20 protein-coding genes are annotated in these 25,157 nt (G+C 55.9%); 9 read left to right on the top strand and 11 right to left on the bottom strand.

The features are described 5' to 3' along the window. Positions 1-9 precede the first annotated feature (9 nt). The 5 genes from alsS (at position 10) to IBT54_RS16835 (ending at position 6,798) form a co-directional block, all read left to right on the top strand. Entirely contained in the window at positions 10-1,689 is a 1,680-nt protein-coding gene (gene alsS, locus IBT54_RS16815) for an acetolactate synthase AlsS (RefSeq protein ID WP_095708295.1), read from the top strand. Positions 1,690-1,710: 21 nt separating this feature from the next. Further along, complete coding sequence (locus IBT54_RS16820; RefSeq protein WP_013356613.1) at positions 1,711-2,484, top strand: (S)-acetoin forming diacetyl reductase; 774 nt, start codon at positions 1,711-1,713, stop codon at positions 2,482-2,484. A gap of 205 nt (positions 2,485-2,689) precedes the next feature. Continuing rightward, positions 2,690-4,141: a flagellin gene (locus IBT54_RS16825; protein WP_201252505.1), complete on the top strand. Its 1,452-nt coding sequence runs from the start codon at positions 2,690-2,692 to the stop codon at positions 4,139-4,141. A 338-nt stretch (positions 4,142-4,479) separates the two neighbouring features. After that, positions 4,480-5,793: a CitMHS family transporter gene (locus IBT54_RS16830; RefSeq protein WP_033785223.1), complete on the top strand. Its 1,314-nt coding sequence runs from the start codon at positions 4,480-4,482 to the stop codon at positions 5,791-5,793. A 165-nt stretch (positions 5,794-5,958) separates the two neighbouring features. Beyond that, positions 5,959-6,798, top strand: coding sequence for an MBL fold metallo-hydrolase (locus IBT54_RS16835; RefSeq protein WP_201252506.1), 840 nt, complete (start codon positions 5,959-5,961; stop codon positions 6,796-6,798). A 49-nt stretch (positions 6,799-6,847) separates the two neighbouring features. Here the strand turns inward: IBT54_RS16835 and IBT54_RS16840 are convergent, their stop codons facing one another. Then, entirely contained in the window at positions 6,848-7,162 is a 315-nt protein-coding gene (locus tag IBT54_RS16840) for a HigA family addiction module antitoxin (protein ID WP_201252507.1), read from the bottom strand. A 178-nt stretch (positions 7,163-7,340) separates the two neighbouring features. Between IBT54_RS16840 and yefM the strand changes: the two genes are divergently transcribed. After that, the gene (gene yefM, locus IBT54_RS16845; protein ID WP_013356618.1) at positions 7,341-7,592 is read left to right on the top strand and encodes a YoeB-YefM toxin-antitoxin system antitoxin YefM; all 252 of its coding nucleotides are present in this window, start codon (positions 7,341-7,343) and stop codon (positions 7,590-7,592) included. A 159-nt stretch (positions 7,593-7,751) separates the two neighbouring features. Here yefM and IBT54_RS16850 read toward each other — a convergent pair whose 3' ends face one another. From IBT54_RS16850 to IBT54_RS16865, 4 genes are all read right to left on the bottom strand, one after another. Then, a complete protein-coding gene (locus IBT54_RS16850) occupies positions 7,752-10,289 on the bottom strand; it encodes an excinuclease ABC subunit UvrA (RefSeq protein WP_201252508.1) in 2,538 nt (845 codons plus the stop codon). A 219-nt stretch (positions 10,290-10,508) separates the two neighbouring features. Beyond that, positions 10,509-10,901: a type II toxin-antitoxin system HigA family antitoxin gene (locus IBT54_RS16855; protein WP_033785220.1), complete on the bottom strand. Its 393-nt coding sequence runs from the start codon at positions 10,899-10,901 to the stop codon at positions 10,509-10,511. Positions 10,902-11,194: 293 nt separating this feature from the next. Beyond that, the gene (locus IBT54_RS16860) at positions 11,195-12,661 is read right to left on the bottom strand and encodes a YsnF/AvaK domain-containing protein (RefSeq protein ID WP_013356622.1); all 1,467 of its coding nucleotides are present in this window, start codon (positions 12,659-12,661) and stop codon (positions 11,195-11,197) included. Between the two features lie 276 nt (positions 12,662-12,937). Further along, the gene (locus tag IBT54_RS16865) at positions 12,938-13,507 is read right to left on the bottom strand and encodes a pyridoxamine 5'-phosphate oxidase family protein (RefSeq protein ID WP_201252509.1); all 570 of its coding nucleotides are present in this window, start codon (positions 13,505-13,507) and stop codon (positions 12,938-12,940) included. Positions 13,508-13,761: 254 nt separating this feature from the next. Here IBT54_RS16865 and IBT54_RS16870 point away from each other — a divergent pair, with 254 nt between their 5' ends. Beyond that, entirely contained in the window at positions 13,762-14,346 is a 585-nt protein-coding gene (locus IBT54_RS16870; RefSeq protein ID WP_013356624.1) for a GNAT family N-acetyltransferase, read from the top strand. A gap of 45 nt (positions 14,347-14,391) precedes the next feature. Here the strand turns inward: IBT54_RS16870 and IBT54_RS16875 are convergent, their stop codons facing one another. The 3 genes from IBT54_RS16875 to IBT54_RS16885 form a co-directional block, all read right to left on the bottom strand. Continuing rightward, positions 14,392-16,521 (bottom strand): bifunctional diguanylate cyclase/phosphodiesterase, encoded by a 2,130-nt coding sequence (locus IBT54_RS16875; RefSeq protein ID WP_201252510.1) that lies wholly within the window; start codon positions 16,519-16,521, stop codon positions 14,392-14,394. Positions 16,522-16,947: 426 nt separating this feature from the next. Continuing rightward, on the bottom strand, positions 16,948-17,187 hold the full coding sequence (locus IBT54_RS16880; RefSeq protein ID WP_013356627.1) for a hypothetical protein: 240 nt from the start codon (positions 17,185-17,187) through the stop codon (positions 16,948-16,950). A gap of 416 nt (positions 17,188-17,603) precedes the next feature. After that, the gene (locus IBT54_RS16885; RefSeq protein WP_147789922.1) at positions 17,604-18,986 is read right to left on the bottom strand and encodes a methyl-accepting chemotaxis protein; all 1,383 of its coding nucleotides are present in this window, start codon (positions 18,984-18,986) and stop codon (positions 17,604-17,606) included. Positions 18,987-19,333: 347 nt separating this feature from the next. On the opposite strand from IBT54_RS16885, the gene IBT54_RS16890 reads away from it, so the two are divergent. Further along, on the top strand, positions 19,334-21,115 hold the full coding sequence (locus tag IBT54_RS16890) for a GGDEF and EAL domain-containing protein (protein ID WP_201252511.1): 1,782 nt from the start codon (positions 19,334-19,336) through the stop codon (positions 21,113-21,115). A 24-nt stretch (positions 21,116-21,139) separates the two neighbouring features. Here the strand turns inward: IBT54_RS16890 and IBT54_RS16895 are convergent, their stop codons facing one another. Both IBT54_RS16895 and IBT54_RS16900 read right to left on the bottom strand, forming a co-directional pair. Continuing rightward, positions 21,140-22,723: a diguanylate cyclase gene (locus IBT54_RS16895; protein WP_147789924.1), complete on the bottom strand. Its 1,584-nt coding sequence runs from the start codon at positions 22,721-22,723 to the stop codon at positions 21,140-21,142. Positions 22,724-23,120: 397 nt separating this feature from the next. Further along, positions 23,121-23,330: a hypothetical protein gene (locus IBT54_RS16900; RefSeq protein WP_033735123.1), complete on the bottom strand. Its 210-nt coding sequence runs from the start codon at positions 23,328-23,330 to the stop codon at positions 23,121-23,123. A gap of 477 nt (positions 23,331-23,807) precedes the next feature. Here IBT54_RS16900 and IBT54_RS16905 point away from each other — a divergent pair, with 477 nt between their 5' ends. Beyond that, complete coding sequence (locus IBT54_RS16905; RefSeq protein ID WP_201252512.1) at positions 23,808-24,719, top strand: GNAT family N-acetyltransferase; 912 nt, start codon at positions 23,808-23,810, stop codon at positions 24,717-24,719. 1 nt (position 24,720) lies between these two features. Here IBT54_RS16905 and IBT54_RS16910 read toward each other — a convergent pair whose 3' ends face one another. Further along, the gene (locus IBT54_RS16910) at positions 24,721-24,966 is read right to left on the bottom strand and encodes a hypothetical protein (protein ID WP_201252513.1); all 246 of its coding nucleotides are present in this window, start codon (positions 24,964-24,966) and stop codon (positions 24,721-24,723) included. Between the last annotated feature and the right edge of the window lie 191 nt (positions 24,967-25,157).

Genomic DNA, 25,157 nt, shown 5'->3' on the forward strand with positions numbered 1-25,157 from the left:
GGAATGACGATGAAAACTCCAACCGATACCACACTCTGGACCTGCGGCGCTGACCTGGTGGTCGCACAGCTTGAGGCACAGGGCGTGCAGCATGTTTTTGGCATCCCTGGCGCAAAGATCGACAAGGTTTTTGACTCCCTGCTGGATTCCTCCATCCAGACTATCCCGGTTCGTCATGAAGCCAATGCCGCCTTTATGGCCGCCGCAGTGGGCCGGCTGACCGGCAATGCCGGTGTGGCACTGGTTACGTCCGGGCCGGGCTGCTCTAACCTGATCACCGGCATGGCCACCGCTACCAGCGAAGGCGATCCGGTGGTCGCCATCGGCGGTCAGGTGAAACGCTCGGACAGCGCCAAGCAGGTTCACCAGAGCATGGATACGGTGTCCATGTTTCGCCCGGTCACCAAATATGCGGTTGAAGTGACCGATCCCTCTGCGCTCTCTGAATGCCTGTCGAATGCTTTTCGTCACGCCGAGCATGGCCGCGGCGGCGGCGCCTTTATCAGCCTGCCGCAGGATATTGTCGACCAGCCGGTGACCGGCAAAGCACTGAGCAGCAAGGGCCGTCCGGTGCTGGGTGCCGCGCCAGACGCGATGATCGACACGGTCAGCCAGGCGATTGCCGGGGCGAAAAATCCGGTCATCCTGCTGGGATTAATGGCGAGCCAGCCGGAAAACAGCGAAGCGATTCACGATCTGCTGAGCCGCAGTCATATTCCGGTCACCAGCACCTATCAGGCTGCAGGCGCGATCAGACAGGATCACTTCTCACGCTTCGCCGGTCGCGTCGGGCTGTTTAACAACCAGGCGGGTGACCGGCTGCTGCAACAGGCTGACCTGATCATCACCATCGGTTATAGCCCGGTAGAATATGAACCGGCGATGTGGAACAGCGGTAACGCCACCCTGATTCACATCGACGTGATTCCGGCAGAGACCGACAACCGCTACCTGCCGGACGCCGAGCTGGTGGGCGATATCGCCGCAACCGTGCGTAAACTGGCAGCACGCATTACCGCGCCGCTGCAGCTGACAGCGGAAGCCGCCAGCATTCTTGACGATCGTCAGCAGCAGCGCAAACTGCTGGCGATGCAGGGTGCCAGTCTCAATCAGTTTGCCCTGCATCCGCTGCGCATCGTGCGCGCTATGCAGGACATCATTAACAGCGACGTCAGCCTCACCGTTGATATGGGCAGCTTCCACATCTGGATCGCCCGTTATCTTTACAGCTTCCGTGCCCGCCAGATCATGATCTCCAACGGTCAGCAGACCATGGGCGTGGCGCTGCCGTGGGCGATTGGTGCCTGGCTGGTCGATCCGCAGCGCAAAGTGGTATCGGTTTCAGGGGATGGTGGCTTCCTGCAGTCCAGCATGGAGCTGGAAACAGCCGTCCGGTTAAAAGCCAATATCCTGCACATCGTCTGGGTCGATAACGCCTACAACATGGTGGCAATGCAGGAAGAGAAAAAGTATCACCGCGTCTCAGGTGTCAATTTTGGCCCGGTCGATTTCAAAGCCTACGCCGAAGCGTTTGGCGCTGCGGGCTTTGCGGTGACCAGCGCGGCAGAGCTGGAGCCGACGCTGCGTAAAGCGATGGATGTTCAGGGTCCTGCCGTGGTGGCTGTGCCGGTCGATTACGCCGACAACCCGCTGCTGATGGGTCAGCTGCATCTGAGCCAGCTTCTTTAATTTCGTAATAAGGAGATCATGATGAAAAACAGAGTGGCATTGGTAACCGGCGCAGGCCAGGGCATTGGTGAAGCGATCGCCCTGCGTCTGGCAAAAGATGGACTGGCGGTGGCCGTCGCCGATTTCAATCAGGAGACCGCCCGCCAGGTTGCGGAGAAGATTAACCAGCAGGGAGGCAAAGCGATTGCCCTGAAAGTCGATGTCTCACAGCGCGATCAGGTGATGGATGTCGTAGAAGAGGCGCGTCGTACGCTGGGCGGTTTTGACGTCATCGTCAATAACGCCGGTATTGCACCCTCCACGCCGATTGCTGAGATCACCGAAGCGGTGGTCGACAAGGTCTATAACGTCAATGTCAAAGGGGTCATCTGGGGCATGCAGGCCGCAATTAAAGCGTTCGCTGCAGAAGGCCACGGCGGCAAAATCATCAACGCCTGTTCACAGGCGGGTCACGTCGGCAATCCGGAGCTGGCGGTTTACAGCTCGAGTAAGTTTGCCGTGCGCGGTCTGACGCAGACCGCCGCGCGCGATCTGGCACCCGCCGGTATCACGGTCAACGCTTTCTGCCCGGGCATTGTCAGAACCCCGATGTGGGAAGAGATCGACCGGCAGATCTCTGAAGCCGCCGGAAAACCCGCCGGTTACGGCACCGAAGAGTTTGCAAAACGCATTACGCTCGGACGGCTTTCCGAGCCGGAAGATGTAGCCGCCTGCGTCGCTTACCTCGCCAGCCCCGACTCCGATTATATGACCGGTCAGTCTCTGTTGATTGACGGCGGCATGGTATTTAACTGATCTGCTCTCGCCTGCTGCGTCTCTGCGCAGCAGGCTTTTCTCAAGACCGGATTGAACCGTTAATTTATTTTATCTGAAAAGCGGTTACCCATCAGCCGGTTGCCCTCCTGACCCCGTTTTTGCTCAGTTTTTGTCGCCGCAGAGATTAAAGCTGCTTATCACCCTGCCGATAAAACAGAGACTCCTCTCCCTGTTCGAAGCGACCATGTTAACGATCAACCATAACGAAACCGCCGCCATTACGAACAAATTGCGGTACGGTACTGACTCCGTTCTGGGACGAACGGTTGAACGGCTATCATCAGGGATGCGGATTAACAGTGCCAAAGACGATGCGGCAGGTCAGGCGATTGCCAACCGTATGACGGCCAATGTCAACGCCGACGCGGTAGTGGCACGCGGCCTTAATGATGCCATCAGCTATTCCCAGACTGCCAGTGGCGGTCTGGGCACCATCGTCGATCTGCTGATCCAGGCGCGTACGCTGTCGGTGCAGGCCGCTAACGGCACGCTGTCAGACGCGGATCGGCAGAGCGTCAACGGTGCATATCAGCAGATTCTGGCCGGCATCAACGAAGTCGCGGATCACACCGAGATTTTCGGGCGTTACCCGCTGGCAACGGATAATCCCGATCTGCCGCCTGCGAAACTGGGTAACGTTGACCCTATCAACGTTAAGTTCCCGGTGCCGGGCAAGAGTTACTCGTTTACCTCGGGTGTGATACCGCTGGCCTATATCCCGGCAGGCTCAACATCGATAAGCATTACCATTGACTCACTGGGTCAGGATGACGATCTCCAGTTGTTTACCCGCGACGGTAAACATCTGGCGGGAACACCGCTGGACGGCAGTGCACCTGATTACACCTGGACCAGCAAAGGCATTACGGATGCAGCGACCGCAGATTCGCGCCTGCTGACCAGTAAAAACGGTTTTGCTACTGGCGCAACTTATGACAGCTCTCAGCTGCTGGAAGGCGGCCCGAGCTGGGCGCTGGCGGGCAGTAACAGCAGCAGCTACAACGGGATGACCATCACCTACAGCGGTGACGGCGACCGCTATGAAGATGTCGCCAGCGGCGATTTCAATAACGGCACCAATACCGGCACCCGGCTGGAGCGCATCTCGCTGGACACCGTCAGCGAAGATTTGATTGTGGTGGTGGTGGGCAACGGCTCCTTCACCGGTAGTCTGACCTGGGGAATCCTGCCGGAGCCCAAGGGCGTGCCTGCAACGCCGCCACATGAGAGTCGTCCTCTCGAAGTGATCACCAGCGCCGACTATGGTCAGCCGATACAGTCGGATAGCATCCCCGCTACGCCGTCAGATACTAAAACGCTGGGACTGAACAACACCACCCTGCTGACCAGTGGTGACATCTCCACCACCATGAAGGCGCTGGATAAGGCGCTGGAGAAGATCAGCGGCTATCAGTCGCTCTATGGCGCTAAGATAAATCGTTACGAGTCAAACCGTAATGTGCTGTCACAACAGGGTGTGGATACCTCTACGGCTCGCAGCCGCATTCAGGATGCAGACTATGCTGAAGAAGCGAGTCAGCTGGCGCGCAGCCAGATTATTCAGCAGGGCCAGACTGCCGTCAGCAAAATGGCGAACAAAACACCTGAAATGATCATCCAGCTATTAGGCAGCTAATACCTTATCCGGCTGAGCATCCTGACTCAGCCGTTTATCCTGTTTCTTCACCATCTGAACCGCCTGATTCCGCACCCTGCTGGCCCGACATTCGCGATTACACCTCGTCACCCTTTGATCCCAGTCACACAAACTCGTTTAAGATTCGTTTAAAGATGATCGCGATCACCCTTCCTTGTTAAAGAAATGCTAAATCCTGACAACTATTTACTATCATCCTGCAGTGCAGGGTTAAATAAAACAACAGGTTAATTGTTACCACGCTAACTAATTACCTGAATTTTCCTGGCTTCATGTAACTTTTTCATTACTTTTACGCCAATGTGAGGGCTGCTATTTTGCTGACGATACTGGGTTTTTCCATGGTTGTTTGCTTCATGTATCTGATCATGACCAAACGCATGTCAGCCTTAATTGCGCTGATCCTGATACCAACCATATTTGCGCTGATTGGCGGATTTTATGCCGGACTGGGTGCCATGATGCTGGATGGCGTCAAAAAGCTGGCTCCGACCGGTGTGATGCTGACCTTCTCCATTCTCTATTTTGGTCTGATGATCGATGCCGGCCTGTTTGATCCGCTGGTACGCTTTATTCTCCGGCTGGTGCGTGGCGATCCCCTGAAAGTACTGGTCGGCACCGCGGTGCTGACACTGCTGGTTTCGCTGGATGGTGACAGCTCCACCACTTACATGATCGCTATCGCAGCGTTCCTGCCGCTCTACCATCGGCTGGGCATGAACGTGCTGATGATGACCTGTCTGGTCAACCTCGCCAGCGGCATCATGAACCTTTCACCCTGGGGTGGCCCGACGGCACGTGCCGCTGCGGCACTGCGCATTGATGCGCTCGACATCTTTATTCCGATGCTGCCCGCGATGCTGCTCGCCTGCGTCAGCCTGGTCGCGATGGCGGTGCTGTTTGGCCTGCGTGAGCGTAAACGGTTAGGCGTGATGACCATGAAAGATCACCATCTCGACAACATCGAGCTGGGTCTGGGCGATGCCGAAGAGTGCGCTGCCAACCGCCGTCCGAAGATGTTCTGGCCTAACTTTATCCTGACCACCGTGCTGCTGGTGCTGCTGGTAATTGGTTTAATGCCGATTCAGATCCTGTTTATGCTGGCGTTTGCCATTGCGGTGATGCTCAACTATCCCACGCTGGAAGAGCAGAAAGCGCGTATCAGCTCGCATGCCGGTAACGTGCTGGCGGTGACCGCGCTGATTTTTGCCGCCGGTATCTTCACCGGTATTCTCTCCGGCACCGGCATGGTGGATGCCATGGCGAAGAGTCTGCTGGCCGTAATCCCAACCAGCTTCGGACCTTACCTGGCGGTGTTTACCGCGCTGGTCAGCCTGCCGTTCACCTTCTTTATGTCGAATGATGCGTTTTACTTCGGCATCCTGCCGGTTATCGCGCAGACGGCGGCCAGCTACGGCATTACCGCCGAAGAGATTGCCCGTGCTTCCATTGTCGGTCAGCCGTTCCACCTGCTGAGCCCGCTGGTGCCGTCGGTCTACCTGCTGGTGGGCCTGGCAAAAGTCGATATCGGCGACCACCAGCGTTTTGCCATCAAGTGGGGCATTCTGGTCAGTCTGGTATTGATGGCAGGCGGTCTGCTGACCGGTGCTTTCCCGCTGTTCCACAGTTAATTCTCTGCTTTCTGGCGGATAACCGGCTTTTTTTGCCCGGTTATCCGCTTCACCGCTCCGCCTGTTGTTGCAACCCGCTCTACACTCTATAGCCAGGCTGATGTGCTGCGCGCCAGACAGGCCGTAGTCTCTCAGAGATTTTGCCGATGACCCTATGGAGGCCCGATGAAAATTCACCACCTTAACTGTGGCTGTATGTGCCCGCTGGGCGGCGCGTTCTATGATGGATTCAGTAAAGGCCTGAAAGCGCACCTGGTCTGTCACTGCCTGCTGATTGAGACAGATCGCGACGGGCTGGTGCTGGTCGATACTGGCTTTGGGCGGCAGGATATCCATACGCCCGGCAGTCGCCTCTCGGGCTTTTTCCGCGCCTTAAACAATATTCAGTGGCGTGACGATCTCACCGCCTTGTCACAGGTGAAGGCACTGGGCTTTCGGGCTGACGATGTGCGGCATATTATTCTGACCCATCTTGATTTTGATCATGCTGGCGGACTGACCGATTTTCCGCAGGCGCGCATCCATCTGTTGCAGCAGGAGGTCGATACCGCCCACCAGCGTCATAGCTGGCTGTCGCGCGAGCGCTATCGTCCCGGACAATGGGGCGGGATCGGCAACTGGGAAACCTATCAGCCGCAGGGGGAAACATGGTTTGGTTTTGAGGCGGTAAATCGCCTGCGGGATTTACCACCGGAGATTTTGCTGGTGCCGCTGGCGGGCCATACGCCGGGTCACGCGGGCATTGCGATTCAGCAACCCGATGGCTGGCTGCTGCACGGCGGCGACGCCTGGTTTTACCGCAGCGAAATGCGACAGCCGACGCGCCACTGCACGCCGGGACTGCGCTTTTACCAGTGGATGATGGGCATGGATAACGAGACCAGACGGCACAACCAGCAGCGACTGCGCGAGCTCTCCTGCCAGCGCGGCGGCGAAATCACCTTTTTCTGCAGTCACGATGCGCGCGAGTTGGATGCGTTGCAGGTAAATGCGCCGCTGCGCTGATGCGATAAACTCCGTAATGGTGATGAGGACAGCCACCTAAGAGCGAGGATTAAGCCGTCCCGTTGCGCCTCAGGAACGTCACGAGCCCCGGATGCAGAGGCACGCCGGAAACGTCTGTCGTTTCTCGTGTCTTGTGCAGATAGCATGCAGCCTGCATGGATAACCAGAGCCGCGCCGCAATACCCAGGCCTGCTTCCAGACATACAGCCATTTCCGGGCTGACGGAAGCTTTTCCGCCTGCCACTTTGCTCAGCGATGCCGCCGAAACGCCCAGCTGTTTAGCCAGACTGCGCAGACTGATGTCATTATCTTCCAGATATTCCGCTATCAGGCTGCCTGGGTGTGGCGGTTTAAACATTACCATCAATGATAACCCCCGAGGTTGAGAATGAATGCGTCGACGTTCGTGAATCCGAATGTGATGCGCCAGTTTGCTCTGACCGGAACTGCATAGACGTTCTTCCTTTCCCCGTGCCTGGGTGAAAGCGAAAGCCCGGCTTTTCATTGTACAATGGTTTGTTTTATTCACTGCGGAGGTCTTTATGAAAGCCATCATTTTCGGCGAAGCCCGACGGAATCTTTCTGCCACGATGATTCAGACGGCAGAAGATAAAGCGCCAGTAATGATCATTCGCCGGAACGGTGAGTCCTGCGTGCTGATGTCGACTGAAGAATATAACTCACTGGAAGAGACGGACTGGCTACTGCGATCGCCCAGGAATGCCCGCAGATTGATGGATGCTATCGAAAGCCTGCGAAGCGGTGACGGGACTGACAGGAATGTGATTGCGTAAAACTGTCCAGGTCCGCAGAAGCCCGGCGGATCTGTGCCGTCAGTGGGGATGCTCTGTCAATCGCCTTAAGCCACTATCATTATTGACGGGCTCAGGAGTTTACCCCTGAGCCCTTATCGTGCGCCTGTTTCAGCGGCGGCTTCATCTACCGCAATCCTGTTACGCCGGATCGCCCGCCCTCTTTTTAAGCTGTGCGGAAAGCCATGGCGCAGTCAGACTCTCTGCGGATGTGCTGACCGCTTCCGGCGTACCGGACGAAACAATCCTTCCGCCCTTCAGCCCCGAACCGGGCCCCAGATCAATCACCCAGTCCGCCTCTGCCACAATGCGCATTGTGTGTTCCGCCAGCACGACGGTGTGACCGCGCGTCACCAGTTCATTCAGCACAATCAGCAGTTTGTCCATGTCGGATGGGTGCAACCCGGTTGACGGTTCATCAAGCAGATAGAGCGTGGCTGTGCGCTGGACGCGTTGCAGCTCCCAGGCGAGCTTGATGCGCTGACACTCACCGCCAGAGAGCTCCGTGGCGGGCTGACCCAGCGTCAGGTATCCCAGCCCCAGAGATCGCAGTGCCGACAGTGAACGCTGGATCCCGTCGTACCCGTCAAACACCCTGGTGGCATCATCTACGGTAAGATCAAGCACATCCGCTATGGTCAGGTCGTTCCACTTCACCTCCAGCGTTTCGGGGTTGTAACGGCTTCCCGCACAGACCGAGCAGGTTGCGGTGGCGCTGGGCATAAAGAGCAGCTCAATCGAAATCTGGCCCTGTCCCTCGCACGCAGGACAGCGCCCCGCAGGCAGATTGAAGGAAAACCGGCTGGCGCTGAAACCTCGGGCTTTGGCCTTGGGGGTCTCTGCAAACAGCCGGCGGACGATATCGAAAAAGCCGGTATAGGTGGCCAGATTGGAGCGTGGCGTCCGCCCGATAGGACGCTGATCGATTCTGACCAGACGGCCAATGGCGTCATTTCCGCTGACAACCTGACCCTTAACGTCCGGCACCAGGTCCTCTTCCTCACCCTCTTCACTGTCAGATGTTTTGTCAAAACGTCCGAGCATTTCCAGAAGTACGCGATTCAGCAGCGTCGATTTGCCGGAGCCGGAAACACCGGTAACCGCCGTCATTCTCGCCAGCGGGATGGCGATATCCACGCCGGTAATATTGTTGCAATGGACCTGCTCAAGCCTGAGCCAGCTCTCCGCGGGCTGGCGCTGGCGCAGCCCGGTATAGCTGCGGGAGAAGAGATAGCCTGATGTCGGTGAGGCACTGACGTCTTTAAGGCCTGCCGGTTCACCGTTATAGACGATCTCACCGCCATGCGTTCCCGGGCCGGGACCGACTTCGATGAGCCAGTCAGCCTCGGCGATGAGGTCGAGGTTATGTTCGACGACCACCAGCGAGTTACCTGCACGCACAAGATTCCTGAGGGATGCGAGCAGCGCTTTGACATCCTCAGGATGCAGACCAGCTGAAGGCTCATCCAGCACGTAAAGCACGCCAAACAGCCGCGATATCAGCTGGGTAGCCAGACGTACGCGCTGCAACTCGCCGGAGGAGAGCAGCGTGGTGCGGCGTCCCGGTGCCAGATGCCCAAGTCCCAGCGTCTCAAGCTGTTCAAGCCGCATGCAGATATCTGACGCCATCCGGATGACGGCTTCCCGCAGCGCCGCCTCGGCAGGCAGATCTGATGATGAACCGTCTGCATAAGGCCTCAGCCGTTCAGCAAGTTCAGAAACCGACAGCTCACTCAGACTGGCAATGTCATAACCGGCAAAGGTCACGGACAGTGCGTTCCGGTTTAACCTTTTGCCATGACACACTGAACAGGGCGTGACCGTGACAAAGCGCGCCAGCCGTTTTTTCGTCGTCTCGCTGCCACCGGAATAGCTCTGCAATACGATTTTTGCTGCGCTGGTGTAGGTGCCGGTATAAGCGGGCTCTTCGCCAGCCGCCAGGGCTTTTTCACGCTGTTCAGCGTTCAGACCCATAAAAATCGGCACTGATGGCTGCTCGTCAGTCAGCAGTATCCACTGCTGGTCGCGGGCTGAAAGCGTATCCCAGGGGGCATCGACATCGTAGCCGAGCGTCTCAAGGATGCTGCGCAGATTTTTGTTATGCCAGCCCCGCGGCCATGAAGCTATGGCGCCCTGCCGGATGCTCAGTGACCTGTCCGGCACCATCGCCTCGGTTCTGACGGTATGGACCCGTCCCAGCCCCTGGCAATGCGGACAGGCACCTTCAGGATTGTTAGGCGAGAAATAATCGGCGGTCATAAACGGCACACCGTCAGGCCTTGTGCCCGCACGGGAAAACAGCAGGCGCAGCGTGACGGAAATTCGGGTCAGGCTGCCTACCGTTGAACGCTCCTGCGCGCCAGCCCGGCTCTGCTGAAGCGCCACCGCAGGCGGCAGTCCGTCAATGTTATCCACATCCGGCGCAGCGGCCTGATCGATCAGGCGACGGGCATGGGGTGAAACCGACTCAATAAACCGGCGCTGGGCTTCTGCATAAAGCGTATCAAAGGCGAGTGAGGATTTCCCGGACCCTGAAACCCCGGTGAACACCACCATGGCATTACGGGGAAACCGCAGCGATACATCTTTGAGATTATGTGTTCTTGCACCCTGCACCGAGACATAAGGATCGATGTGCTCATCAGCGCGATAAGTTTGGGCGTTATCTTGTTCTGTCATGATGTCCCTGTTTGATGATGCACGGCAGATTAACGATCAACTGCCGTTAATGACTGAAAATTGCAGAGGCTGACCCGGCTTTCGGGCTATCCGGCCCATTACGGGACAGAAACACCAGCAAGGGTAGTCAGGGATTTTAGTCTGCACAACGCGGGGGCAGCTGATTCAGGACAGTAAAAAGAACAGCACATAAAAAAGCCCACACAAGGTGGGCTTTAGTTACCGGGCGCTTATCCTTTCGGATTGAGCTGCACCTACGAGTGATGCGAGCGGAATATTGAACATTTTATGCAGGTTCCGGATCATGGGCAGCGTCAGCGCACGCTTATGATTCAGTACCTCATAGACGCGGTTCGGGCGTCCAATTGCCGGCACCAGGTCTTTCGCTGTCAGCCCCATCTGCTCCATGCGGAATTTAATCGCCTCCACCGGATCAGGTGCCTCAATCGGATAATGTTCCTGTTCATATTTTTCAATAAGCAGGATCATGACTTCCAGAAAGTCACCGGCTTCACTTCCCGGTTCTGGCTCATTGTCGAACAGGGGAGATACGGCGGTTAGGGCGGCTTGATAATCTGCTTCACTGTGAATCGGTTTGATTTTATAAGTCATCACATTTCCACCGTATTTGCATTTACCCTGTCGTACGTCGTTTTATCTCAAGTTGATGGCTATGTCATTGCGTGCTTAGCAGAAACAAAGCACATGAGCATAAAAATGGCGTCCATGTGTTCAGATCCATTTATGAACGTTACGCTGGCAGGTCGGCACAGATAAGTGCCATTCCGGGCGAAAAAAACTGAAAGGCGATCCCGCGCCGCAGATTTCATTCAAAACGTGCTCTGCACGCAAAAAAAAACCCGTCAGCGACGGGTTTTTTCAGGCCTGAAAGATGAAAGTCAGCGTTACGGCTTTTTAAACTTGTCTTCGACCTTATCTTTTGCTTCAGCAATTTTATCGCCGGCTTTTTCCACGAAACCCTCTTTATGGGCGGGTTCGCTGCCTGGCGTTACCGGACGGCTGTCGTGGTCAGCGCGCGCCTGACGCGTGCTTTCCAGCAGCGGATCGGTCGCGGCAGGATTACCGGTCACCGGATCTGCATTGAGATGGTCGGCACGAGCATGATCAATATCCACTTCCTGACGACGCACCGAGTCATTGATGGTTTCGACCCGATCGCTTGCCTCTTTACGCAGCACCACTTCTTCGATGATCTGCGCAGTCTTATTGACGACCGGCTGCTCATGCGTCTCTTCCACTTCAACCGTTTTCTCGGACCAGTCAACCTGGTCCGGTGAGCCCGTTTCGCTCACCGGACGACGGAATATTTCCGCATGTTGCTCATGCAGAGAGACGTTTTCAGACACCCGATCCGTAACAGTGTAGCGGCGCACGCGGGTTGATCCTTCGCTGACCAGTCGTTTACCTACTTCCAGTCGCTCTTCGGCCAGACGCAGCACATCCTCGTCACTCTCATCACCGGTCAGGGCAGTACGCGCCGCGCCGCGATGGGCAGAATCGGTTTGCAGCGGATCGATGGCACCGTTTTCCTGAAGCGTACCGCTGGCGGGCGCAGTCAGACCATCATCGGGCGCATAGTCATCAGGCAGCGCGGCACTGCGTTCAGTCAGCTCTTCATGTGCATCCAGAATACCCAGTGCGCGCGGCAACTCATCCTCATCGGCCCGCAGCGACAGCACCACACCGCCGGTACGCATCGCATCTTCATAGACTTCGGCCTGATCCTCTTCCAGCGTGTTGCCAAACAGGCGCTGCCAGAATCCCGGATGACGGGCTTCATGACCTTCAGTACGCAGCCGTTCACCGGAGATGATATCAATGTCATCATCCAGGAACCCGGCCTTAATCAGGTTACGCTTTGCACCTTCTGCCAGTGAGATATTGCTGAACATTGTTACGATTGTTTCACGCGCCATGTTGTGTTCCTCGGTGATGGATTCGGACGGCTCTGAATAGGGTATTCGGGTCAGATGAGCCTGCTGTCGGCGCAGGGAGACAATCTGTTCTGTCTCCACCTCGCTGACGACTTTGCGAATGTGCCACTCCTCTTTCAGCACCAGATGACGGACGATCTCGACCTCTTCTTCGACAATCGGAATAATCAGGACGCCATTTTCTTCACGAATCGCCGGCATCTCAGTCAGCCGCTCCGATTTAGGAATGCGTTGAATATCCGCCGTCTGCTGCCGGAGCATCAGCGCAATTTGCTGCTGATGTTCAGTGACCTGCCGGGTAACCCTGACATGACCGTCGATGACCCGCTGTTTCGAGATCTCAACGGTTTCCTCCGCCAGACTTAAGACCTGTTCGCTACCCTCTGGCCCTGGTTTTTCAGGAGGTTGATTGTTCATGGTTAACCTGCCTGTGATACAGAGCGATCATTGGTACTTTCCCTGGCCTTGAGCATAAGTGACTGCTTTTGGGTTAGTTAAAGCCTGGCACAAAGAATGATAATGGAAAGAAAAAAGCAGAAATATGCCGCGATGTGAAGATAACATGGCGCTAAAATCGGATAAGCGATTCGGCAGATAAAAAGAGGATCAAAGGGTGAATAGCAGTGAAATCTCTGTTTTCAGATGAGTCAAAGAGAAGAGATCGGGCAGTGAGCTCGCCTGACGTGCCTAATGTCACGGGTTGATCCATCCGCTTTCCTGCCGTGCTCCATGGGCGGAATAGTGAAACAGTGCGCGCTGATTCTCATTGCGCTGAAGCTGATACGCATCCAGCACGCTGACCTGCACAATCACTACGCCAAAACGCGATTCGCCCGCTTCTGTTGCCGTCGCGTCCGGTGTCTCGTGAGCGGGAGCCAGCGCTTCTCCTGGCGGCCCGCCGATGTACGTCTGGCGCGTGTGCTGCGGTAACGCGCGCCAGGCGTCACGGGTAACTGCACTTCCCGCGGCATAACATTCAGCCTGTCCCACCAGCCGGAGCTGCAGGCGACGCTCATGGCAATATCCCAGCACGGTAACCTGGGGGTTCGCCGCCATTTCAAGCCACTTCGGACTACGCACATCGGTATGAAAGGTCAGCATCCGGCGGACGTCATGGCACTCGCGCAGGACCACCGTGCGCGCCTGAGGCCGTTGTGCAGCATCCACGGTAGCGAGCGTCAGATAACGAAATCCGGCCTGCGGATCGGCGGCAGCCTCTGCCAGTGCTGCCCAGCTGGCTGTTTCAAAGGTTTTCAGATCCATTGGAAATTACTCTCATCAGGGACAATGTCAGCCATCTGGCTAAAAGCGTAGCAATGATGTGAGCAGATGGCCTGTCAGCTCCGGTCTGGCAGGGAAATATGATCCGCGACTCGCCGTGCGATACCGCGGAAGAGTGAGACAGTCGCGGGATTGCGGAACGCCTCGCAAAGTCGCGAACGCGCGTCCCGCCAGTCTGCCGCTCTGTGCTATTTTTGCGCCATCACCTTACCGTCTTGTCCGCAGGAAATGGCACTATGTCTGATGAAAAGCCCGCTGAAGTCCGGCCAGAAATGCCCGTTAAAGTCACCTCGCCGCGCCTGACCTATCGGCCACTGAGTCAGGAAGACTGGCCTTTTTATCTTGCGGTCAGTCAGGACAGATCGGTGATGAATTACATCAGCGATCCGCGCAGCGCTGAAGAGATCCGAACCCGGTCATTCGACGTGCGCCTGCCAGCCTGGTACAAAGGCTGCACACACTGGCTGTGCCTGGTCATTGAGGAAAAAGCGACGGGTCTTCCGGCTGGCTTCTGCGGGTTTATTGATCGCGGAGAGGGCATTGCGGAATTTGGTTTTATTCTGGCTGCCCACGCGCAGGGCAAAGGCTACGGCAGCGAGTCGCTGCATGCCACTATCGCCATCTGCTTTGAGCAACAGGGTTACCGCAAAATGACCGCAACGGTGACGGCAGGCAATGTCGCCTCGCGACGTACGCTGATCTCCGCGGGCTTTATTCAGGAAGGCACTCTGCGGCAGAATTTCTTCCTCGATGGCCAGTGGCACGATGACTGGATTTTCGGATTGCTGAAACAGGATTACCGACCCGGACAGCCAGACTGACAGGCGTCGATTGTCCCCTCTCTTCTGCTGCCAGGGTCAGAGTGTTCAGGGTGATGTGACATCGTAACCGCTGGCAACAGCAGGCGCAGAATGCTCCTCGCCGCACAGCATTGCTTCAAAGTCCGCTGGTGTCAGTGGCCGGCACAGGCCATTGCCCTGCATAATGTGACATCCGGCTGACGTGACAAAAGCGATCTGCTCTTTGTCTTCAACCCCTTCAGCAGCCACCCGAATACCCAGACTTTTGCCGAGTGCCGCGATAGATCGGTACATCATTCGCACCCGCATGCTGGAGTTCAGCTCGTGCGTCAGCGACTTGTCGATTTTGAAACCTGCCACAAAACTGTGGCGCAGCAGATTAATGGCCCCCAGCGTGCGTCCGTAATGATCGATGATGAATGAGGCACCGGTCCGGCGCACCGCTTCAACCTGAACCGGCATATCCTGCACCAGCACAGCCAGCAGAGGCTCATCCACCTCCAGCTCAACAAAACCCGCATCGCCGCCGGCACTCTCGCGTATAACGTTTTCCAGGCTGTTCCCTGTCAGCTGACGCGGAAACAGATTGATGCTGACACGAAGCTCAGGCGATCGCACCTGCCACTGCCGGACCTGTGCCAGAGCACTGCGGATGATCCATTCCCCCAGCGTTACGGAAAGCGGGCTTTTAACCAGCATGCCGATGAAGTCGGCAGGCAACAGCAATCCGCGTGTCGGGTGCTGCCAGCGTACCAGCGTCTCGCAGCCAGCCAGTTTTCCGCTTTCCACGTCGAAGCGGGGCTGATAGTAAAGCGTGAACTGCTGCTGCCGCACTGCCGTTTCCAGTTCGCGTTCAAAACGGCGGCGCTGCTGCTCCGCTTCACGAAACGCAGGCATAAACAGGATACTGCAGCCTTTGCCTGAGGCTTTGGCACGGTAGAGTGCCAGATCAGCAGCGGACATCACCGCAGAGGGATCGCGACCGTGCTCCGGGTAGGAAGCGATGCCGGTACTGGCACCAACCACAACCGGCGAGTCGTGGTAGCGGAACGGCGTCTGTACGGCTGCAATCAGTTTTTCCGCCGTAATCGCTGCCTCAGCGCTGCCGCCCGCCAGCAGGATCACAAATTCATCGCCGCCCAGCCGCGCAGCCGTCACGGCACCGGCGCACACTGCACGAATCTGCTCGGCCACGTGACACAGCAACGCATCGCCAGCTGCATGTCCCAGCGTATCGTTCACCTCTTTAAAACCATCGAGATCGGTCATCAGTAACGTATAGGGAACACCCGCTTTAGTCAGCTGCCCGACCTGATCCATGAACGCGCTACGGCTGGCGAGTCGCGTCAGCATATCCAGAGAAGCCAGCTCACAGAGCCGCGCCTCACTTTCATAGCGGGCCGTAACGTCGCGGATGATCATGCCCACCAGCCGCTCGCCCTCTTCACGCCAGCCCGAAAATGAGACTTCTGCCGGGAATTCACGGCCGTCACGCGTGACGCCCCATATCTGCAAAGAACGAGGATGAGAGATAGCTGCTTCGTCTGAGGTAATCCGGGCCAGCTCGTTACGGTAATCAGTCTGGCAGCGCGCCGGGATCAGCTCGCTGACATACTGTCCTCTCATCTCCTCTGCGCTGTAGCCGAAGAGAGCAGTGGCGGCCGGATTCCAGAAGGTGATGCCGCGCCGCAGGTCGGTACAGACAATGGCGTCGGGTGAGGTGGATGAGATTGCCTGAAGACGCTGCTGACTGGTGTAGCGCAGTAACTCCAGACGATGCATCTCCATGCGATCCATCACCAGCGCAGCAATATCGGTCAGATGCGTCCGATCCTCTGCAGTCAGCGGCTCGCGCGGATGACTGTCGGTCAGGCAGACGGTGCCAATGTGATGACCATCCGGCGTCGAGAGCGGGATCCCGGCATAAAAGCGGATAAAGGGGTAGCCATGAACCAGCGGACTGTCGCGGAAGCGGGGATCTTTCAGCGTATCGGGCACGCAGAGGATATCGCCCTGCGCCAGCGTATGGTGGCAGAAGGCGACGTTGCGCGACGTACCGGAAATGTTCAGACCGTAACGGGAAGCGAAAAACTGTCGTTTCTCATCAATAAGCGATACAAACGCCACCGGTACACGGAACAGTCGCGCAGCAAGCGTGGTAAGGCGATCCAGCGCATCGGTCGGCGGTGAATCCATCAGATGATACTGCTTAAGTGCATCAAGGCGAGCCGCCTCGGCATCATGATAAACTGGGCGTTTCAGCGTAAATCCCCTCTGATGTTATCTGCTGTGGCCGGCATGACGCAGCATGAAGAGGACACGTTCAATCAGACAGGACGCGCAGAACTGGCTGCCGACCCGCTACCGGAAGAAAGGCCCGTCAGTGAACTCTGCAGCAAAAACCAGCTGCAACGAGTCCGATAATACCGGCATCGCAGGCAGCGAGATGCCGGTTAATACATTATGCCGGGCAGTGCGGTCGTGACGGTTCGGCGGTTAATAGCGGACCGTGCCAGGACAATCCTGCCAGAGCAGATAAGATGCGCGAATTAATGCGCTTCGCTTAGCTCTTTATATCGGCCTGAAATACGTTAACTTCAGGGGAAAAAGCGGCAGAACGCCTTACTTTTTAAGCTTTGGAACCAGTTCGTAGTGCGGATGCTCTCCCGCCAGCAGCATCAGCAGTTCATATTCTCCCTGGCTGAGCAGCGCAGGGTTTTTGGATGCTTCTTTAGTCTGCCAGACGCGCTGGCTAAGGTCGAAACGTTCGGCTGCAATCTCCTGCGAAAGACCCGCCGCAAGGCGCAGCTCACGCACGTTATGCTGGACGGCAACAGGCCGCTGTAAAATCTGATTTCCCATATGAAACGCTCCGCATACGGTGCCCCGGTGAGATGGTCAGGCAACCGAATCCGCCTGCATCCAATACATAAATTTGAGTTAAGTTTTAAATGCGCAGCGATCCGTAATCGTCAGGAAAGCGTAAAGCTCAGGTAAAACCACAGAGATTAACTGTAATTATATTCAATTCGTGAAACGGATAATTATTGCACCGCTGAGAATAACCCTCGCCCTTCTGAATAGTGATTATGATCAGGTAATGATTAACATTCATCACCGCCTGAAAAAGATGACTTTTTTCATTCAGAAATAAAAGAGCGCAATTATTAACCGTTATTTTACTTTACAGAGCCGTTATCTGCAGATGAATAAAATAGCCGGTCAGGCTATGCCTGACCGGAATCCACACGGCCGCGTGTGTTTAATCGATGCAAATGTCAGTTCACTATCCCGACAACCTGCGGTGGCAGGGTAAAGCGGGTAATGACGCTGCCCAGCGTTTCAGTCTGTCCGCTAAGGCTGCCTGCCGTTGCCGAAACCTGCTGGACCAGCGTCGCGTTCTGCTGCGTAACGCGGTCAAGTTCAGCCACCGCCACGGTGACCTGGGCAATCCCTTTGCTCTGCTCATCCGAGGCCAGCGCAATCTGTCCAATCAGTTCATTGACGCCGCCGACACCGCGCAGCACGGCTTCCATAGTCGTTCCGGCACTCTCTGCCGCCCGTCGGCCATCATCCACGCGTGCCACAGTATCGGCTATCAGCTCTTCGATCTCTCTGGAGGCCGCAGCACTTCGCTGGGCCAGTGAACGTACCTCACTGGCAACCACCGCGAAACCGCGGCCCTGCTCGCCCGCACGCGCGGCTTCTACGGCGGCGTTGAGCGCCAGAATATTGGTCTGAAATGCGATGCCATTGATGGTGGCGGTGAACTGCCGGATTTTCTCTGATCCCTGCGCGATGCTGGTGATGGCTGCCGACACCCGCTGAACCAGCTCCACGCCCTGATGGGTCGTATCCGTGGTGCTGGCGGCCAGTTCACGCGCTTCACGGGCATTCTGTGCATTGTGACGCACGGTAACCGTAATCTCCTCCATGCTGGCAGCGGTCTGCTCCAGCGCAGCGGCCTGAGTGGAGGTCCGGTCGGAGAGATCGGCGTTACCTGCTGCGATGTCGCCAGCCTCACGATGAAGAATGGCTGCGTTGTCGTGGATAGCGCTGACCGTCTGCAACAGACTGTGCTGCATCTCTTTAACCAGCGGCACCAGTTGCCCGACGCAGTTGCGACCCAGATCCTCCGGCTCGCACGTCAGGTCACCTCCGGCAATAATTTTTAAATGCCCGCGGATTTTACCTACCGGACGCACCAGATGGACAACCAGATAGCGGTCGCAAAACAGCAGCAACGCGAAGGCTGCCAGCAGTGCCGCCAGCAATACGTGCTCAAGCTGACGCCGGTCAGCGTTAAGAGCGGCCTGATTTTGCGCCAGCTGCTGCGTCACGCTATCCAGCTTCGCGCGGGTAACCGTTGCATACTCTGAGGGTGAGGTCGTAAGTGCTGCGCGAAAGCTATCCCAGTCAGCACTAGCCGGCGTTAAGGCGACGAGGGCGTTTTTGTCTGCGGCTGTTCCGCCCTGCATAACAAGAGCGCTGTGCGTCAGAAAACTCAGCTGCTGCGTCAGAACAGCTGAGCGATCGGCCTGACGATAAATATCCCGCACAATCTGACTGCTGTAGCCACCTGCCAGCGCGACCACGCCCAGTGAGACGATCATTATCCACAGCACAACGCGGCGAATAGTGAAATGCCTGAGTGAGTTCATGAGGTTTTCCCCGATGTTGTCATTGGTGTAGTTAAAATTAAACAAAAATAAGTTATGCCATCTACTTTAATGCGTTATTATATAGCGCGCTATGTTTATGCTTACTATCCTGGCAGGATATTTCAGAAATTAAAAGTTTTTAACGACAAAATAATAGAATCGTCATTCATAAAATATTTCGTTAAAGAAAAAGGATTTGCTATTCTGCTCAGGCCTGGCAGGCAACGTAATAAAAAATAAATCGTCATGGCTCTTTCTTTTTACAGAAATAGCCTGTAGTCATGACGCTATAACCTTCAATTTTTCTGTTTAATTTCGCTCCGTAACCAGCCGGTGCGGAGGAATCCATGCTTATGAGCTTCAGCGGCGGCGACGATTGCCGTACGCGAACCCTGCACGCGCTGCGCAGTAACGACGAGAGTCGTGACGATGTGTTGCGACAGTTCGTCCGGCTGGCCAGCCAGGCCATTGGCATTCCCGGCAGCTTTATCTCCGTTCTGGATGATGAGATGCAGCACGTCAAGGCAGCGCACAATTTCACACTGACTCAATCCACGCGACAGGACTCGCTCTGCCGGCATGCCGTGGACAGTGACAGTACGGTAGTGGTGCCCGATACCCTGCTGGATAGCCGTTTTGCTGCCCATAAGCTGATTACAGGCGCGCCTTTTATCCGTTTCTATGCTGGCGTGCCGCTTAAAAGCAGTACCGGTCTGATTCTGGGTACACTCTGCGTGACCGACACGGCACCTCATCGCTTCAGTGACGATCAGGTGACGATGCTGAAAATGCTGGCCGCGCTGGTGATGTCTTTTCTTGACGCCTGGTACTCGGCTGGCTTTGCTGACCCGGTAACCGGCCTGCCCAATCGTCAGCGTCTGATCCGCGACCTGCAGTTCCTTGCCGCCTCCGGCGACACCACGCCACGGCGGCTGGTGCTGATTGACTGTATTGATATGCCGCGTGCTTACGAGCTGGCGCGCTCAATGGGCATGGGGCCGGTTGAAAGTCTGCTGAAGGATGTGGCAACACTGCTGCCGCTGCGTCTGCGTCCTGCCCCGGGAGAAATGCTTTACACCGTAGCAACCGGACGCTTTGCCCTGCTGACACGGCAGGAGAGCAGACTCACTGCCAGCTGGGTGGCCAATAAGCTGGCTGGGATCAGCGCCGATCTGGGGGATGGGCTGTCGGTTGCGCTGATGACCCACACCGGTGAGGCAAGTTTCAATACGGGTGAGATGCCTGCTCAGGAGATCCTGCGCCGGGCAGTCAGCGCCCTGCATGAAGCCATTACCCGCAACGTTGCCTCAATGCCGTTCAGTGAAGCCACTGATACGCGCCATACCCAGGATTTCACCCTGATGCATGACCTGGCCACTGCAATACGCCAGGATAAAGGGTTATGGCTCGCCTGGCAGCCGAAAATCTGCCTTCACAGCGGTAAGCCGATAGGACTGGAAGCGCTGATCCGCTGGCAGCATCCGCAGCGCGGCGAGCTTTCACCTGCGCAGTTTTTGCCCGTTGCCGGGCAAACCCAACTGCTTACCGAGCTGACCGCCTGGGTCACAGAGCACGCCATCTCCCGTTTGTCCCGTCTTCGCGACAGCTATATTCAGCTGCCCATCACCATTAACGTCAGCAGCAGCGATTTTTCCCGTGACGGTTTTGCTGATGAACTGGAAGAAAAGATGCTAAGAGCGAAGCTGCCGGTTTCGCTGCTGGGCATTGAGTGTCTGGAAACGGAACGGATTCTGGAAAGCCCCACCGCGATGCAGGGGCTTGAGATGCTGAAGCTACGGGGATTTGGTATTTCACTGGATGACTTCGGGACCGGCTACAGTAACATCAGTTATCTGCGGCGCATGCCGCTGGATGTGATCAAGCTGGACCGCTCGCTGATCAGTGAAATTTCGTCTGACACCGCATCGCGCGTCATTGCCCGCAGTATCATTGCGATGCTCAAGGACCTTGATTACATGGTGCTGGCTGAAGGCGTTGAGAATGCGGAAACCGTTACGGCGCTGACCGAGTTCGGCTGCGACCAGGCTCAGGGATTTTTCTACTCCAGGCCGCTGCCAGAAGCGGCGCTGGATGAGTGGCTCGGCTGGCGATTACGCAGTAAGTGCTGATTCTGTCTTCCCTGCCCCGTAATCTTATCTGGCAGACTCAGGCGTACTGAATCCGTCCGGCCCGGCAATGATAACCGTATTGCGCCCGGCCGCTTTCGCCTCATAAAGCGCTTCATCCGCCCGGCGCAACAGCGCATCGCGATCGCGACTCTGGTCATCCCGTGAAGCCACGCCTGCTGATATGGTCATCGTACCGGCGAACGGGAAGGTGGTGGCGCAGACGGTCTCGCGGATGCGTTCCGCGGTGCGGGCAGCATCGGCCAGCGTCGTGTCCGGCAGCAGCAGTATAAACTCCTCGCCACCAAACCGGCTGACGATATCGCCGGTTCGGCAGGCCTGACGCAGCAACGCCGCCAGGCTCACCAGGACCGCATCGCCCGCGTCATGCCCATACCAGTCATTGATCTTTTTGAAATGGTCAATATCAATCGCGATGACACACTGTTCATGCTCACTGTCTGCCTGCGCCGCCAGCGCCGTAAATCCGCGACGGTTGCAGAGCCCGGTCAGCGGATCGGTCATCGCTTCATCGTTAAGCGCAGCCAGATGGCCTGCCACGGCATGGCGATGCTCCTGCACCGCTTCTTTGAGCCGGTCAGCCTCGTAATACCAGGTTTTGACGGTGGCGAGTGACTCCGCCTGTGCTTCGCTGCCGCCATCCCGAACCCTGTCCGCCAGCTTTTCCAGTGGCGAAGCAATCCGTCCGGCCATAAAAGCAATCACGCCGGCTGTTACAAGAATAATGCCCAGAACGAACCAGATGGCGCTTTCTGCCGTGCGCAGCAGAATATGCCTGACCGTTTCAGAGGTGCCGGTAATAAACACATTCCAGCCGGTTTTATGCAGCGTGCCATAGCCGGTCAGAAAGTTTTGCCCCCCATTTTCCAGGGTAAAATGTCCACTTTCCGTAGTGGACAGACGCTTCTGCAGCGCCAGGCTCAGCAGCATCTTCGTTCCGACGAGCGCCGGATCGTGACTGAAAATAATCAGCCCCTCATTGCTGACCACGCTGACCGTCGAGCCTTTGGTATAAAAATGCTGGCTCAGGATTTCGCTCAGCATGCTCTGTTTTTTAAGATAAATGGTGCCGCCAATATAGCCCAGATAGCCCCCTTTTTCGCTGAACAGCGGCTGAGATAAAAACACCACATAGTTTCCGGCGGCAGAGGTAAAGGGCGCGGAGATAAAGGGCTTACGGGTGGCAATAGCCTGCAGACTGGCTGCTGAGTGAAGTTTCACGCCTATCAGATTCAGGCTATCCGGTGAAGTTGCTGCAATAATGGCATCGTGGTTAACCACCACCACCGAGTTGAAAAAGCCAGACTGCATGCGCAGACGATCGGTCTCTGCTTTTAGCTGTTTCAGATCGCTAAGGCCTTTGATCTGCGATGCGCTCCAGGCCAGCTCCCGTTGTGCTGTCGTCAGGTAACGATCGGTGGTATCGGCCAGTTTGCGGGCATAGGCAATGTTTCCTTCAAGCAGGCTGTCTTCAATATTGGCCTTCTGAAACAGCAGCAGCGCACTCAGCAGCAGACCGGAGGTCAGAATGACGCCCCCAATGGAAAGCAAAATCAGCAGCGAACGAAGGCGCATTTTTTCATGGAACATTGCAATCGGGATCCGGATGAAGTATCACCTGAGTGTAACAGTTGATGCTTAACGTCAAGGGAAGAACAGAAGAGGATTTACAGTGGATCACGCTGCATTGCCGGGCGCAGGACAAATCCGTACAGGCTGGCATAAGGCCTTGTTGAGCATCTCTCAGGCACGGATAAACAGCAGCCGAAAATAATTAAGCTGTAATAATGAAACGGATTAAGCCGCGACCGGCTCAGGTGAGACGCCTTATTATCGCCAAGCGCCAGCATGAGGTGCTGCAGGCACGAAAAATAACGGGGCAGAATCTGCCCCGTTTATCATCATGAATGAAATGCCCGTAAAACAGTTAAATTAAATCCGCGTCGTGAATACGCAGTCAGGCACAGGATTAATCATTGCGGTCGGATTAACGCCAGAACGACTTAATATAAGAACGGCTGCTGAGTCTTTTAATAAACTGATGCGGGCAGGTAAAGCGACACCCTTCCCACTCCAGATTAAACCACTGAAATTCGTCATCTTTAATTTTATCCAGCAGACTCATCGCCTGCATGGGCGTCTGGAAAGCATAAGCCTTCATCACGCCCTCTTTGGTACATAAATCAATATGGACCATGTGACCCCCGGGTGTTAAAAAAAGATCGTGCATTTTATAATTATTGAACAGCCTGTTTAGCATAATACATTTACCGGCCGCCGATTATCTGATTCCGTAATATTTTCGTAAAAAAGGAATATTTTATTTTTCATTTAACTTTCGGGCAACTTAGCCCTATTGCATCAATTAATTTGACCATGTTTGCGTAACGTGCCAAAAGCCGGGAAAATGCGCTTTGTTTTTTTAATCAGCAAGCCGGCGAAGATAATAAGCGCACAGGAGGATGACGTTTATCTGACTGCATTTTAGGCATGAGAACGTGTGTGCGGCAGGACCGGAATCTTTATGAAACGTTAAAATATTCGTGCTGACCGATGCGATGGTGATGGTCATAAAGCGAACGCATCGTTTACACTCTCAGCAGCCTTATCGGCACGATTCTGTCGTGTACGCAGAGAGGCAGGAGATTACTGACGGCGGGCAATAAGGAATCTTATGCTGAATTATATGGTATCGCTCTACCGTAATGTGCCTGTCTCATCTGAATGTCTCAGCGACTGGCTTACCCGCTGGCTGGCGCAGCAGCAGGCCCGTTGCCACGATCATCACTTCTCCGCCGCCTTTCCCTGGCGTGAAACCGGCCTGCCCCAGCACACGTTTTTGCAGCGCGAACTGACGATTAACGGCCAGCGTTTTCTCACCGGCCCGCGCTATCTGGGGGGCGACCCCGCTCAGCCTTTTATTGAGATCGTGGCCCGTGATGGCGTACTGGATTACGCAGCCGCAGCCGCCATCATGCGTGAGTGGCAAACGATCAGGCCGCTGAAGATGCGTATTCTGCTGCCGGCCACGGATCCTGATATTGGTATAACCGATCAGCTGATTTACCTCAGCGTTCCAGGCTCACACTCCGCGTCTGACGATGACGAGATTTCGCTGATTACGGCCTGCCGGAAAGATTATCCCCTCTGTAGCTCCGCCATTAACCGCGCTTATCATGCCAGCTGGCACACGCTGCCGCATCTGCGGAATCAGCTGCTGGCCACCAGCAGGCAGGAATTACGGGACGATATTGCCGGGGGGCATGTGTTTCTGATCCTCTGGCAGGGCATGGTGGCGGGGCTGATGATTTGTGTGCCGCGACAACTGGCCTTTATTGAAGGATTTCAGATCATGGATGAGGTGATTCTGCCGGCGTATCAGGGCCGTGGACTCGCTGCACGCGCTCAGCAGCGTTTGCTGCAGCAGCTTCACCATTACTGCGGTCATGATGCGATGCTGACCGGCACCATTCTGCCCGGCAATACGCCGTCTCTGCGAAGCGCGCAAAATGCCGGACGGCGCTGCGTGCTGAAATATCACTTTTTTACCCCCGCTGATTTACGGGCGGAGCGCCGGGCCATTTAAATCACCACAGCGCCAGCTCAATCAATTCATCCTGAATGCTGTAAACGCGCAGCTTCAGGTTCAGACCCTCTTCTGCGCCGATCCACTTTGCCTCAACCGCATGATTAATTTTTTCCAGTGCGATTCTGGTGCTGCTTTTCAGACCATTGTGCCAGTTGGCATCCGCACGGTTTGACGCCTGTTTTTCCAGAATCCCGACGAGTTCCGCGACATTTTTACCACTGGCTGACGTTTCAGTTACAGACATATCTGCCTCTTTTTGCTGCTAAAAATGATGAAACCGGCGGCACGTATTATACCGATTATCCGACAGGCATGACGGCTTACTGTGCGCATAACCCGGCATGCATCGCAGAAGCTTTATAGCCTTGCAGAGATGACCTGCAGGGCGCGGCTTCGCTCGCAAAATTCCGCCAGCTGTTCTTAACTCAAAATCAG

Origin of the sequence: Pantoea sp. S62 (genome assembly GCF_016658625.1) — a bacterium.
Classification (GTDB): domain Bacteria; phylum Pseudomonadota; class Gammaproteobacteria; order Enterobacterales; family Enterobacteriaceae; genus Pantoea; species Pantoea vagans.